The 14,239-nt window shown below is 66.0% G+C and carries 12 protein-coding genes; all 12 read right to left on the minus strand.

Features of this window, described 5'->3' with window-relative positions; all coding sequences use genetic code 11:
- A partial coding sequence (locus WAN02_RS21780; RefSeq protein WP_422266297.1) for an MraY family glycosyltransferase occupies positions 1-930 on the minus strand: 930 nt, incomplete at its 3' end.
- Positions 931-981: 51 nt separating this feature from the next.
- Positions 982-1,635: an L-threonylcarbamoyladenylate synthase gene (locus WAN02_RS21785; protein ID WP_422266298.1), complete on the minus strand. Its 654-nt coding sequence runs from the start codon at positions 1,633-1,635 to the stop codon at positions 982-984.
- Positions 1,635-2,483, minus strand: a complete 849-nt coding sequence (prmC, locus tag WAN02_RS21790; RefSeq protein WP_422266299.1) for a peptide chain release factor N(5)-glutamine methyltransferase — start codon at positions 2,481-2,483, stop codon at positions 1,635-1,637. Before prmC ends, WAN02_RS21785 begins: the two co-directional genes overlap by 1 nt.
- Positions 2,480-3,544: a peptide chain release factor 1 gene (gene prfA / locus WAN02_RS21795; RefSeq protein WP_422266300.1), complete on the minus strand. Its 1,065-nt coding sequence runs from the start codon at positions 3,542-3,544 to the stop codon at positions 2,480-2,482. The genes prmC and prfA overlap by 4 nt, the downstream gene beginning before the upstream one ends.
- Positions 3,545-3,646: 102 nt before the next feature.
- Positions 3,647-3,889, minus strand: a complete 243-nt coding sequence (rpmE, locus tag WAN02_RS21800) for a 50S ribosomal protein L31 (protein WP_325686887.1) — start codon at positions 3,887-3,889, stop codon at positions 3,647-3,649.
- A gap of 158 nt (positions 3,890-4,047) precedes the next feature.
- Positions 4,048-5,655, minus strand: coding sequence for a fatty-acid--CoA ligase FadD1 (gene fadD1 / locus WAN02_RS21805; RefSeq protein ID WP_422266301.1), 1,608 nt, complete (start codon positions 5,653-5,655; stop codon positions 4,048-4,050).
- A gap of 110 nt (positions 5,656-5,765) precedes the next feature.
- Complete coding sequence (rho, locus tag WAN02_RS21810) at positions 5,766-7,538, minus strand: transcription termination factor Rho (RefSeq protein WP_422266307.1); 1,773 nt, start codon at positions 7,536-7,538, stop codon at positions 5,766-5,768.
- A 313-nt stretch (positions 7,539-7,851) separates the two neighbouring features.
- Positions 7,852-8,787: a homoserine kinase gene (gene thrB, locus WAN02_RS21815; protein ID WP_422266302.1), complete on the minus strand. Its 936-nt coding sequence runs from the start codon at positions 8,785-8,787 to the stop codon at positions 7,852-7,854.
- A complete protein-coding gene (thrC, locus tag WAN02_RS21820) occupies positions 8,787-9,869 on the minus strand; it encodes a threonine synthase (RefSeq protein ID WP_422266303.1) in 1,083 nt (360 codons plus the stop codon). Before thrC ends, thrB begins: the two co-directional genes overlap by 1 nt.
- A complete protein-coding gene (locus WAN02_RS21825; RefSeq protein ID WP_422266304.1) occupies positions 9,866-11,191 on the minus strand; it encodes a homoserine dehydrogenase in 1,326 nt (441 codons plus the stop codon). The genes thrC and WAN02_RS21825 overlap by 4 nt, the downstream gene beginning before the upstream one ends.
- A 53-nt stretch (positions 11,192-11,244) precedes the next feature.
- Positions 11,245-12,663 (minus strand): diaminopimelate decarboxylase, encoded by a 1,419-nt coding sequence (lysA, locus tag WAN02_RS21830; protein ID WP_422266305.1) that lies wholly within the window; start codon positions 12,661-12,663, stop codon positions 11,245-11,247.
- Positions 12,660-14,239, minus strand: a 1,580-nt coding sequence (argS, locus tag WAN02_RS21835) for an arginine--tRNA ligase (RefSeq protein WP_422266306.1), incomplete at its 5' end; no start/stop codon positions are given. The genes argS and lysA, both read right to left, overlap by 4 nt.

The following is a 14,239-nucleotide window of genomic DNA, read 5'->3' on the forward strand; positions in this document are numbered from 1 at the left end:
CCGCACGATCGCCAGCAGCAAGTCGAGCATCGGCACGAACATGACCGCCACAACCAAAAGGAATGGCGACAGCAGAGCAAACACATCGCGGGCACCGTAGGCGTTCTGCGAGATCGGCCCCGCGGCCGTCGTGGAAGCCGCGGCCAGCATCAGGCCGATCAGCATCGAACCGGAATCGCCCATGAAGATCTTGGCCGGATGGAAGTTGTGCGGCAAAAAGCCCAGACAGGCGCCGGCCAGCACCACCGAGATGACCGCGGGCGGGTAGAACAACACGTCACCGCCGTGGTCGCGCAGCAGTCCGACGGAGAACATGCAGATCGCCAGCGCGGTGATGAGTCCTAGTCCGGCGGCCAGCCCGTCCAGACCGTCGACGAAGTTCATCGCGTTGACGATCGACACGGTCAGCGCCAGCGTGAGCAGGATCGACGACGCCTGGTCCAGCACGATGGTCCCCACCCCGCCCAACGGGATGTAGAGAACGCTCCAGGCGACCCCCATCGTCACCAGCACGCTGGCCGCGGTGATCTGGCCGGCGAACTTCGTCAGCGCATCGAGCCCCCAGCGGTCGTCGATCAGGCCGATGCCCATGATCAGCCCACCCGCCCACACCACCGCGGGCATGCCCGTGGAGTAGACGAAGCCGCGGGTGAGGGCCGGAAGCTGCGATGCGAGGAACACCGCCGCGACGACCCCGATGTACATCGCCAGGCCGCCCATCCGTGGGGTGGGCGTCACATGCACATCGCGTTCGCGCGGGTAGGCCACCGCGCCGAATCGGGTCGCCATCACTCGCACCGGTCCGGTCACGAAGTAGGTGATGATCGCGGCGGTCAGACCGACGAGCGCGAGCTCACGCAACGGGACACCGGCGCCACGATCAGCCAGTGCGAGCAGACCCCCGGCGAGGTTGTCGGCACCGCTGACCATCCGAAAAACCGTAATGCACCGCCCTGAGATCGAACTGAGGCGCCCACCAGGTCAGCCGGACAAACTCGCGGCATCCAGGCCGAGCACCTCGGCGATAGCCGCGGCGCTGACTGGGCCGGCTCGCAAGATGCGCGGTTCCGGACCGGTCAAGTCGAGGATCGTCGAAGCGGCTTGTTGGGCCGACGGACCGGCATCGAGATAGACGTCGACACGATCGCCCAACTGCTCGCGGGCGTTCTCCGCGTCCACCGCCGGCGGCCGGCCGGACACGTTGGCGCTGGATACCGCCATCGGCCCTACCTCGCGCAGCAATTCGATCGCGACGGGATGCAACGGCATGCGTAACATCACGGTCCCCCGAGCGTCGCCGAGATCCCACTGCACCGATGGCGCCTGCCGAACCACCAGACTCAACGCACCGGGCCAGAACGCGCGGACCAGGTCGCGCATCGCCTTGGAAACCGACAGGGCCAAGCCGTCGATCGTGTGCCACGAGCCGACCAGCACCGGAACCGGCATGTCGCGGCCCCGGCCCTTGGCGGCCAGCAGCGCGGCCACCGCCGCGCTGTCAAAAGCGTCGGCGCCCAAGCCATACACCGTGTCGGTCGGAAGAACCACCAGCCCACCGTTTTTGACGGCCGCGGCCGCCGATGCGATTCCGCGAGAACGTTGTTCGGGGTCGGTGCAGTCGATGACATTGCTCATCAACGGGCGCCCTTCGCGCGGGCCGTCACGAATCGAGATCGTCCGGTCAGATCGGTTCGGGCCACCATATCGTCGAAAAGCTCTGTACTGCTGATCGTTTCAGCAGTCATCGAAGATGTGGTGTCGTCGTGCTCGATGGCGAACAGGCCACCGGGCCGCAATAAGCGGCCAGCGAGCCGGACGACTGACGGAATCACCGCCATGCCATCCGGTCCCCCGAACACGGCGTGTGGCGGATCGTGGTCAGTCACTTCGGGTTCGAGCTGTGCGCCGTCCGGCACGTAGGGCGGGTTGGACACCACCAGATCGACCTGGCCGTCCAGCTCGGTCAGCACACCGGAGTCGGTGACGTCGGCGCGGACGAACTCCACCGGGGTGCCGGCGGCGTTTCTGCGCGCGTAATCAAGCGCGGCATCGGAGTCGTCGAGGCCGATCACCCTCGCGTCGGGCCAATGCCGGGCCAGCGCGAGAGCTAGGGCACCCGAACCGGTGCAGACGTCGACGACGACGGGTTTGGCCGGAAGAGTCTGCGCGACCGCCCATTCCAGCATCGCCTCGGTTTCCGGCCGCGGGATGAAAACTCCGGGACCGACGGACAGCGTCAATGGCCCGAACGCAGCGGTGCCAGTGAGATGTTGCAATGGCACGCGGCGGGACCGCGCGGCAACCGCTGCGTTGTAGTGGTCGAAGAACGCGTCGTCGGGCGGGCCGAGCAGTGCCAGCCGGCCGCGCTCGGTGCCGGCGAAGTGCGCCGCCAATTCCTCGGCGTCGTAACGCGCGGAGTCGATTCCAGCGTCTGCGAGCAGCGTCGCCGCGGAGTCGATCGCGGAGCGCAGCCGAGTTGTCATGCCTGCTGCAGCCGGGACTGCTTGTCGGCGGCGGCCAGAGCGTCGAAGAGCGCGTCGGCGTCGCCGTCGAGAAGTTGATCGAGGTTGTGTGCCTTGTAACCGATGCGATGGTCGGTCACCCGGTTCTCCGGGAAGTTGTAGGTCCGGATGCGTTCGCTACGGTCCACGGTGCGGATCTGGCTGGCCCGGTCCGCGGACGCGTCGGCGGACGCCTGTTCTTCGGCCAACGCCTGTAGTCGGGCGGCGAGCACCAGCATCGCGCGCGCCTTGTTCTGCAGCTGCGAACGCTCGTTTTGGCAGGTGACGACAATTCCGGTGGGCAGGTGGGTGATTCGGACCGCCGAGTCGGTGGTGTTGACGCCCTGGCCGCCCTTGCCGGACGACCGGTAGACGTCGATGCGCAGGTCCGACTCCTCGATCTGCACCTCACCCACTTCTTCGGGCTCGGGATAGACCAGCACGCCCGCTGCCGAAGTATGTACGCGGCCTTGGGATTCGGTGACCGGTACCCGCTGCACGCGATGCACGCCGCCTTCGAATTTCAGGCGTGACCACACACCGTCGGCCGAGTCGCCCTTGCTGGCGATCGTCAGTGTCGCGTCTTTGTAGCCACCCAGATCCGAGTAGGTCTCGTCCAGGACCGTCACATTCCAGCCGTGCCGTTCGGCGTAGCGGATGTACATCCTGGCCAGGTCCGCGGCGAAGAGCGCCGATTCTTCGCCGCCCTCACCGGATTTGACCTCGAGGACAACATCATCGGCGTCATGCGGGTCACGCGGCGCCAGCATGTCGCTGAGCTTGGTCTCCAACTCGTCGACCCGGGTTTCCAGCTCGGTGACCTCGTCGGCGAACGACGCATCATCGACGGTGAGCTCGCGTGCCGTCTCCAGATCGCCGCGGGCCGACGTGAGCTGGCGGTGGGTGGCGACAATCGGGGCCAGTTGCGCGAACCGGCGCCCGACTTTGCGCGCGTTAGCGGGATCGCTGTGCAGTTCGGGATCGGACAGCTGACGCTCGAGGTCGGCATGCTCGGCCACCAGCGTGTCAATCGCCTGAGTCATGCTCCTCCTTCCCGCGCGAGCCGACTCACTATCGGGACAACTCCGAACGCAAAACGACGCCCGTCCTGTGCGGTGAACGCGGCAGTTCGGGCGTCGATCGTGCTACTTGTCGGCCGAGGCTTCCTTCTCGGCACCGGCCTTGCGCTTGCCGTAACGCCGCTCGAAGCGAGCGACCCGGCCACCGCTGTCCAGAATCTTCTGTTTACCCGTGTAGAACGGGTGGCATTGTGAGCAGACCTCGACCACGATGTGGCCGTTTTCCTTGGTGCTGCGGGTCTGGAATGTGTTTCCGCAACCGCAGACCACGGTGGTCTCGCCGTAGGCGGGATGAATGTCAGCTTTCATGGTGTCCTCTTCAGTAGTCGGTCGCCGGGTCGCCCAATGTGCTGGTCATCGAAAGGACGTGAACCGGAACCTGAACTTCGGCTGTTGATTATGCCAGCTCAGCCGCTGTGTCCCTAAACGCCTGCCACCGTCCGCGCATTCCCGGGGCGGCGCCGACGCTAACCCCCGCTGACCTGGGCTTTGCTGGAACGGTCGACGACGGCGTAACTGGTGTCGCGGCCGACCCGCGTCCACAACAGACCGCCGCCAGGGGTGCTGCCCTGCGCGGTCAGCTGCCGTTTGAGGATCTTGTTGGTGGCGGTACTCGGCAGGCTGTCGGTGATCCAGACGTGCCGCGGCCAGGCCTTGGGTGAAAGATCCGGCTGGCTCGCCAGAAATCGGCTGAAGTCGTCCGGCGTCAGTTTGGCGCCGCCCACCAGCACCAATGCCGCCATCACCTGGTCCCCCACCTGTTCATCGGGTACGGCGTACACCGCGACCTGGCTCACTGCCGGCAGCCGCTGCAGGATGCGCTCGATGGGCGCGGTCGTCATGTTCTCCCCGTCGACCCGCAACCAGTCGCCGCTGCGGCCGGCGAAGTAGATCCACCCCTCGGCGTCGCGGTAGGCCAGGTCGCCGGACCAGAACATACCGTTCCGCAAGCGCGCGTTGGTGGCCTCCTTGTCGTTGTAATAGCCGGCGAACAGGCCTGCGCCGGTAGTGTTGAACAACTCGCCAATCGCGTCGTCAGGGTTGATCAGTGTGCCGTGGTCATCGAATTCCGCCACCGCGCATTCGGCGAGTGTCTCGGAGTTGTAGATGCCGACACCCGGAAACCCTTGTCCCAGTGAGCCGGGCGGGCAGCCGTCCTCGCGGGTGATGATGATCGCGCCTTCGCTGGAGCCGAAGCCGTCCCAGACCGTGCAATCGAAACGCCTACTGAATTCGGCAATGTCGCGGTCGCTGGCCTCGTTCCCGAACGCGACCAGTAGCGGGTTGTCCGCGTCGTCGGGCTGCTCGGGAGTGGCCAGCACGTAGGCCAACGGCTTGCCGACGTAGTTCATGTAGGTGGCGCCATAGCGGCGTAGGTCGGACAGCAGACCGGATGCGGAGAAGGTTGCGGGCACCATCGCCGAGCCGGAGCCGACCGCCACGCTCCAGCCGGCTAGCAGGGCGTTGGAGTGAAAGAGCGGCATCGACAGGTAGCAGACACCCGACGAATCGACCTCGAAACGGCCGATCAGGTTGGCGCCGGCGAAGATAACGGTCAGGTGAGTTATCTGGACAGCTTTGGGCTCGCCGCTGGTTCCCGAGGTGAAGATCATCATGAGCGTGTCGGTCGGGGCGACCTCGCGATACGGCACCAGCGGGCCGGCCGCCGCGAGCAGACCCGACCACTCGTCGCCGCTGATGTCCAGAACGCGAACTCCAGGCAGATCCAGTCCGCCGAGCAGCGGGCGATGGTCAGGATCGATGAGCAGTATTTGGCAGTCGGCGCGGACGATGTCTTTGGCCAGCGCCGCGCCGCGCCGGGTGTCGTTGATGCCGCACAACACGTAGCCACCGAGTGCGGCCCCCGCCATCGCGGTGAGCATCTCGGGTGTGTTGCCCAGCAGCGCGCCGACGTGCAGTGGGCGCTTGGGGTCGGCGATGCCGATCAATGCGGCGGCGGATGCCGAGGCGTCCGCTAGATGCTCACGCCAGGTCCATACCCGATCGCCGTATTTGACCGCGGGCGTGGAGTCGCCCGTGCGGGTACGAAGCAGCTGCTGGATAGTGTCCGCCACGGTTCACCGCTTTCCCGTCGTTTACGACAGGCGCAGGTTACCGCCGCAGCGTGGGCTGCAAAGCGGGACGGGCGATGTTGCCCCGCCGAGGCGGTGTGCTAATCGCCGGTTTAGTCGTTGTCCATGCCCGGTGTCGTCTTGGACACCTGAACCAGGAACTCGTAGTTGTTCTTGGTCTTTCGCAGTTGCGACATCAACAAGTCGATTGCTTGGTGCGAATCCAGGCCCGACAGCACGCGGCGCAGCTTGTGCACGACCGAGAACTCGTCCGGTGACAGCAGCAATTCGTCCTTACGAGTACCCGATGGGTTCACGTCGACGGCGGGGAACACCCGACGCTCGGAGATCTTGCGGTCGAGCTTGAGCTCAGCGTTACCCGTCCCCTTGAACTCCTCGAAAATAACTGTGTCACCAGTGGATCCCGTCTCGACCATCGCGGTGGCGATAATCGTCAACGATCCGCCCTCCTCGATGTTGCGGGCGGCGCCGAGGAAACGCTTCGGCGGGTAGAGCGCGGTCGAGTCGACACCACCGGACAGGATGCGGCCGGACGCGGGCGACGCGTTGTTGTATGCGCGACCCAGCCGGGTGATCGAGTCGAGCAGCACGACGACGTCTTTGCCCTGTTCCACGAGTCGCTTGGCGCGCTCGATGGCCAACTCGGCGACCGACGTGTGGTCTGACGGCGGCCGGTCGAACGTCGAGGCGATGACCTCACCCTTGACCGAACGCGTCATATCGGTGACCTCTTCAGGCCGCTCGTCGATGAGCACGACCATCAGGTGGCATTCCGGGTTGTTCTGAGTGATCGCGTTGGCGATGCTCTGCAGAATCATCGTCTTACCGGCCTTGGGCGGCGACACGATCAGTGCGCGCTGGCCCTTGCCGATCGGCATGATCAGGTCGATGACCCGTGTGGTCAGCAGGTCCGGAGTGGTTTCCAGCCGCAGCCGCTGGTTGGGGTACAACGGCGTCAACTTGGTGAAATCGGGACGCTTCTTGGCGTCTTCGACCGGCCCACCGTTGATGGTGTCCAAGCGCACCAACGGGTTGAACTTCTGCCGCTGGTTGGGCTGTTCGCCGTCCTTGGGCACCCGCACCGCGCCGGTCACCGCGTCGCCGCGGCGTAAGCCGTTCTTACGCACCATGTTCATCGACACGTAGACGTCGTGCGGGCCGGCGAGATAACCGGACGTGCGCACGAACGCGTAGTTGTCGAGCACGTCGAGGATGCCGGCGACCGGCTGAACGACGTCGTCTTCGCGAAGTTCAGTGTCACCGCCGCCGCCACCGTCGCCCGGCCGATCGCCGCGACGCCTGCGCTCCCGAAATCGGCGGCCTCGGCGACCGCCGCGGCCGTCACCGTCATCGTCTTGCTGGTTCTGGTTCGAGCCGCCGCGGTTCTGTTGTCCGCCGGAGTTCTGTCGGTCACCACGGTCGGAGTCCTTGTCCGACTCGCGGTCGTCGGACTTGTCCTGCTGGTCGCGGGCGGGCTTGTCGTTCTCGTTCTGTTGCTTCTTGTCGTTCCGATTGTTCTGCTCCCCCGCGTTGTCACCGGAGGATGGCCGCTCGCCGGAATCGGTGCGCGGTGCGTCCTCGACCGCGGATTCGCTGTGGTTGTTGGCGGCCTTGGTGTCGTGGTTGTTCTCTGATTCGCCGCCGGCGCCACCGTTGGGCGGCGCGCCGTTGGCGTGGCCGCCCCGACGGGTTTCCCGGATCGCGGCGATCAGTTCGCTTTTGCGCATTCCCGAGGTGCCCTTCACGCCGGACCGATTGGCCAGCGCGCGCAGTTCGGGAAGCACCATGGTGGCCAGCGAGCCATCCGACGCGTTCGATTGGGCGTCGTTCTCGCTGGAAGTATCTGGGGTCACGGGGTTGGACAGCTTGTCATTTTCAGTGCTGTCGCCAGCCGTAACGAGGTCCGTATCAGTCACGGATTTCCTTTCTCTCCCTGGCTGATCGAATCAAGCCAGGGGTTCGTGGCATTCGGCCAATTCGCCGAGTGCTGCCAAAGATCGACTCTGCAACGGTGATTGCCAAGAATGGCGGTTTCAATGGCGAACCATCGTCCACGAGAAGAATTTGGTATTCGTCCTAGTGTCGACGCAGATGCAGATGCTGCGATTGCTGGACGGCTCCGAGGATAACCTGCTTCGATGCCGGAAGCAAGAAGACCCTCCGCCGCGTCTGTGGACGCTAGCTGGGGACTGCTACTCCCGAACTCCAGCGTACGCCGTCGCCCGCCGTCATTTCGCCGACGGTGAACCCGTTTGCAGCGGCGTAGTCGAGCACCTCTGCAGGCAGATCGGCGGCCGTACTGAGCGCGATCACCGCCGGACCAGCGCCGGAAAGCACAGCCGCCATGTCGTAACGACGCAGTAGCCGCAGAAATTCCGCCGACGAGGGCATCGCAGGCGCGCGGTGCGGCTGGTGGAGCACGTCTTCGGTGGCGACCATCAGCAGGTCAGGCCGCTCGGTGAGCGCCACCACCAGCAGCGCTGCACGGCTGACGTTGAAACGGGCGTCCTCGTGGCTGACCTGGGTAGGCAGCAGCACTCGCGCCTCCACCGTCGACGAGCGTTCGGTGGGAATGGCCGGGAACAGGCGGATGTCGGGATGCAGCCGCAGCGGCGCCGCCGAGTAAGCCGGCGGGCCGACGCCCGAGTCGGTCCACGAGACGACCGCGCCACCCAGTACAGCCGCGGCGGCGTTGTCGGGATGCCCTTCGAATTCCGAGGACAACTGAATCAGCTCGGGCTGGCTCAACGGTGTCAAACCCGCCTGTGCGAGAAGACCATTGACCGCAGCAAGGCCGCCGACGACCGCCGCCGCCGACGACCCAAGCCCGCGGGAGTGTGGGATTGCGTTGCGGCACCGAACTTTCAGGCCGGACGCGCCGACACCGGCGGCCTTCAGCCCGTGCTCGACGGCGCGGACCACCAGATGGCCCGAGTCGAGCAGCAGCTCCCCGGCGCCCTCTCCCTCGACCTCGACGACCAGCCCGGAATCGGTTGTCTCGACTATGATTTCGTCATAGAGACTCAATGCCAGCCCGAGACTGTCGAAGCCCGGGCCCAGGTTGGCACTGGAGGCCGCGACCACCGAACTGGCCAGCAGCCCGGGAGCAAGCACTAGACCAACCCCAACTTCGCGACGACGGCGACCGGGTCGACGGGAACCGGTGCAGGCGTCGGCATGTCCCGCAGCGCGGTGTCGGGATCCTTCAAGCCGTTCCCGGTCACCGTACAGACCACGGTCGATCCGGGCTTGACCCAGCCGTCGTCGACGGATTTGAGCAGACCCGCGATGCTGGCCGCCGAAGCCGGCTCGACGAAGACGCCCTCGGCACCCGCCACCAGGTGATACGCGGCGAGAATCTCGTCATCGGTGGCGGCCAGGAAACGCCCGTTGGACTGTTGCTGCGCCGCGACCGCGGGCCCCCACGACGCCGGCGAGCCGATGCGGATCGCGGTGGCGATGGTCTCGGGATTGCGCACCGGTTCGCCGGACACCAACGGCGCCGCGCCGGCGGCCTGGGTGCCCAGCATGCGCGGCAGCTTGTCGATCACACCGTCAGCGTGGTACTCGGTGTAGCCCTTCCAGTACGCCGTGATGTTGCCCGCGTTGCCGACCGGCAGGGCATGAATGTCGGGTGCATAACCCAATACGTCGACGATCTCGAACGCCGCCGTCTTCTGGCCCTCGATGCGAACCGGGTTGACCGAGTTGACCAACGCGATCGTCGGGAAATCGGCGACGATCTTGCGGGCGACCTCCAAGCAGTCGTCGAAGTTGCCGTCGATCTGAATGATCTTGGCGCCGTGCATGACGGCCTGCGCAAGCTTGCCCATCGCGATCTTGCCCTGCGGGATCAGCACCGCGCAGGTGATGCCGGCGCGGGCCGCATACGCGGCCGCCGACGCCGACGTGTTCCCCGTCGATGCGCACATCACCGCCTGCTGGCCGCGGGCCACCGCGTCGGTGACAGCCATTGTCATGCCGCGGTCCTTGAAAGAGCCGGTGGGATTGAGGCCCTCGACCTTGAGATGCACCGTGCACCCGGTCTTCGCCGACAGTCGGGGCGCGGGAATCAGCGGTGTGCCGCCCTCGAACAGCGTGACGGGAACCCAGTCGTCGCCGACCGGCAACCGGTCCCGGTAAGCCTCGATAAGACCGGGCCACCGCTGATGGATGGCGGCCTTGGACGAACTCATACGTTGGTTCCTTCCAGCCGCAGGACGCTGGCCACACCTTGCACCACGTCGAGTTCGGCCAGTGCGTCAACGGTTTCGGACAGGGCGGCGTCGGTGGCGGTGTGGGTCACCACGACGACGCGAGCGCCGACGCGGCGTCCGCCTTCACCCACCACACCCTCTTGACGGACTTCGGCGATGCTGACTTCGCGCTTGGCGAATTCGGCCGCGACCGTGGCCAATACACCGGGCTTGTCCGCGACGTCCATGCTGACGTAATAGCGAGTCTCGATCACGCCCATCGGGGCGACCGGCAGCTGAGCGTACTTGGACTCTTTGGGCGCACGGCTGCCCAGTACCCGGTTACGGGCTGCCATCACCAGATCGCCGGCCACCGCAGAAGCGGTCGGCGCTCCACCGGCCCCCTGGCCGTAGAACATCAGCCTGCCCGCGGCCTCAGCCTCGACCACTACGGCGTTGAAGGCGCCGTTGACCGTCGCGAGCGGGTGCTCCAGCGGCACCAGCGCGGGGTAGACCCGAGCCGAAACTCGCTGTTGCCCATCGTCGGTGGTGATCCGCTCGCAGATCGACAGCAGTTTGATCGTGCAGCCCAATGCGCGTGCCGTCACGAAATCTTCCGGCCTGATCTTGGTGATGCCTTCGCGATAGACGTCGTCGGCGGTCACCCGGGTGTGGAAGGCGATGGACGCCAGGATGGCGGCCTTCGCCGCGGCGTCGAAGCCTTCGACGTCGGCGGTGGGGTCGGCTTCGGCGTAGCCGAGCGCGCTCGCGTCGGCCAGAGCCGACTTGTAGTCGGCACCGGTGCTGTCCATTTCGGACAGGATGTAGTTGGTGGTGCCGTTGACGATGCCGGCCACCCGCTGCACCGTGTCGCCGGCCAGCGACTGGGTCAGTGGGCGGATCACCGGAATCGCGCCGGCCACGGCGGCCTCGAAATACAAGTCCACGTGGGCGTTTTCGGCGGCCTCCGCCAACTCTCCGGTGGAGACCGACAGCAGAGCCTTGTTCGCCGTCACCACCGACTTACCATGCTCGAGCGCGGACAGGATCGCTTTGCGCGACGGCTCGACCGGCCCCATCACTTCGATCACGATGTCGACGTCGTCGCGGGAGACGAGCTTGTCGATGTCGTCAGTGAGCAGGTCGACGGGCACACCGCGGTCGTCGGCTACCCGGCGTACGCCGATGCCGCGCAGTATCAGTGGCGCGCCGACCCGGGCGGCGAGGTCGTCAGCGCTCTCCTCGATGATGCGAACAACCTCACTGCCGACATTGCCCAGCCCCAATACCGCTACACCGACCGGCTTTTCATCGCTGCTCATGCGCGCCACTCCTCCTCATCACTGCGTTCCGCATCGTCAGCGCGGCTCACGCTTCACCTGACTTCCAGACTCAACAGATCGTCGACCGTCTCCCTGCGCAGAATCAGACGGGCCCGTCCATCACGCACAGCCACCACTGCGGGGCGACCGATCAGGTTGTAACGGCTCGACAACGAATAGCAGTAGGCGCCGGTTGCGGCCACCGCAACCAGATCGCCCGGCGTGATGTCATCGGGCACCCAGGTATCGCGAACCACGATATCGCCACTCTCGCAATGCTTTCCGACGATACGAGCGATCGTCGGCGCCGCTTCGGTGGCGCGGGAGACCAGACGCACGTCGTAATCGGCGCCGTACAGCGAGGTGCGGATGTTGTCGCTCATGCCGCCGTCCACGCTGACGTAACGTCGGTGCGCCGTTGCGCTGACGCCGACGTCTTTGACGGTGCCAACCTCGTAAAGCGTGATGGTCCCGGGTCCGGCGATGGCGCGCCCGGGTTCGACCACGAGTCGCGGAACCGGCAAACCCACCGCCGCGGACTCGTTGCGCACGATGCCGCTGAGCTTGTCGGCAAGTTCGCCCACAGGTGGTGGATCGTCGTTGGGTAGGTACGAGATGCCAAGGCCGCCACCGAGGTCGACGGTGGCGATCTGCGAGGTCTTCTCGACGCCGAACTCGGCGACGACGTCGCGCAGCAGACCGATCACGCGGTGCGCGGCGATTTCGAAGCCTCCGACGTCGAAGATCTGCGAGCCGATGTGGCTGTGCAGGCCCACCAGTCGGAGGTGATCGCTGGCGAACACCCGCCGAACCGCGTTCATCGCCGTGCCGTTGGCCAGCGACAACCCGAACTTCTGGTCTTCGTGGGCGGTGGAGATGAACTCGTGGGTGTGCGCCTCGACGCCGACGGTGACGCGTACCAGCACATCCTGGACGATGCCCCCCTCGCCGGCGATGGCGTCGAGGCGCTCGATCTCGATCATCGAGTCGACGACGACATGAGCGATGCCGGCCTTGACGGCAGCGGTCAGCTCGGCGGGGGATTTGTTGTTGCCGTGCAACGCGATACGTTCGGGCGGGAAGTCAGCGTGCAGTGCGACCGCGAGTTCGCCGCCGGTGCAGACGTCCAGTGACAGCCCTTCCTCGTCGATCCAGCGTGCTATTTCGCTGGACAGGAAGGCCTTTCCGGCATAGTGCACGTTGGCGCCGCCGCCGAATGCGGCCGCAATTTCGCGGCACCGCGACCGGAAGTCGTCTTCGTCGATCACGAACAGCGGGGTGCCGTATTCCTGGGCGAGCGACGTCAGCGACACACCGGCAACGCTGACGATTCCGTCGTCGTCGCGAACGGCGTTGCGCGGCCACACGTTCGGGGCCAACTCCAGCAATTCGTGGGTGCTCGATGGGCATGGCGGAACGCCCGAGTGGTGGAATTCTTCGGCGTGCCGGGGTCCGGCCGGGTGCGCGTTCACATTCGCTCCGGCGCGCTGACACCAAGGATGGCCAGCCCGTTGGCGATCACCTGGCGGGTCGCCTGGCACAACGCCAGCCGAGCGGTGTGCAGTTCGTTGGGCGCCTCGTCGCCTTGCGGCAATACCCGGCATGAGTCGTAGAACCGGTGGTAGTCGCCGGCAAGGTCTTCGAGGTAACGGCACACCCGGTGCGGTTCACGCAGTCCGGCCGCGGTTTTCAGCACCCTGGGGAACTCGCCCAGGTTACGAATCAGCGCGCCCTCCTTGTCATGGGTGAGCAAATCGAGGTGGCCGGTGTCGGGGATCAGGCCCAGCTCGGCGGCGTTGCGGGCCAGCGCGGAGAGCCGGGCGTGCGCGTATTGCACGTAATAGACCGGGTTTTCGTTGGACGCCGACGACCACAGCGCGAGGTCGATATCGATCGGGGTGTCCACCGACGACCGGATCAGGCTATAGCGCGCGGCGTCGACACCGATCGCCTCGACCAGATCGTCGAGCGTGATCACCGTGCCGGCCCGCTTGCTCATCTTCACCGGCTGCCCGTCGCGGACCAGGTTGACCATCTGGCCGATGAGCACCTCAACGGAGGCCGGGTCGTCGCCGAATGCCTCGGCCGCAGCCTTCAGTCGGGAGATGTAGCCGTGGTGGTCGGCGCCGAGCATGTAGATGCACAGGTCGAAACCGCGCCCGCGCTTGTCCAGGTAATAGGCGAGATCGCCGGCGATGTAAGCGTGCTTGCCGTCGCTCTTGATCACGACGCGGTCCTTGTCATCACCAAAAGCACTGGTGCGTAACCAGGTTGCGCCGTCCTTCTCGTAGATGTTGCCGTTCTCGCGTAATCGTGCGATCGCCTGCTCGACGCGGCCGCTGGTGTGCATCGACTCCTCGTGGGTGTAGACGTCGAAGTCGACACCGAAGTCGTGCAGCGATTTCTTGATGTGGGTGAACATCAAGTCGACGCCGATCCGCCGGAACATCTCGTGCTGTTCGGCGTCGGGCTGGCTCAGCGCGTTCGGTGCCTGCTGCAGGACTTGGGCGGCGATGTCGGCGATGTAGCTGCCCGCGTAGCCGCCTTCCGGGGTGGGCTCGCCCTTGGCGGCGGCGATCAGCGAGTTGGCGAACCGGTCGATCTGGGCGCCGTGGTCGTTGAAGTAGTACTCGCGCACCACGTCTGCGCCCTGCGTGGTGAGCAGCCGGCCCAGCGCATCGCCAACGGCCGCCCAGCGGGTGCCACCGATGTGGATGGGTCCGGTCGGGTTGGCCGAGACGAACTCGAGGTTGATGTTATGGCCGGCCTGGGTGTCGGAGTTGCCGTAGGTGTGGCCGGCGTCGATGACGTTGTTGACGATCCGGCCCTGCGCCGAGGCGTCCAGCCGCAGGTTGATGAAGCCGGGTCCAGCCACCTCCGCCGAGGTGATGCCGTCGGCCTGGGCTAGTGCGTCGGCCAGCCATCCGGCCAGCTCGCGGGGGTTGGCGCCGACCTTCTTGGCGACCTGCAGCGCCAGATTGCTGGCGTAATCGCCGTGCTCTGGGTTGCGTGGCCGCTCGACGGCGATCACCGGCGGCAGCGCGTCGG

Origin of the sequence: Mycobacterium sp. (assembly GCF_049281135.1) — a bacterium.
Taxonomy (GTDB): domain Bacteria; phylum Actinomycetota; class Actinomycetes; order Mycobacteriales; family Mycobacteriaceae; genus Mycobacterium.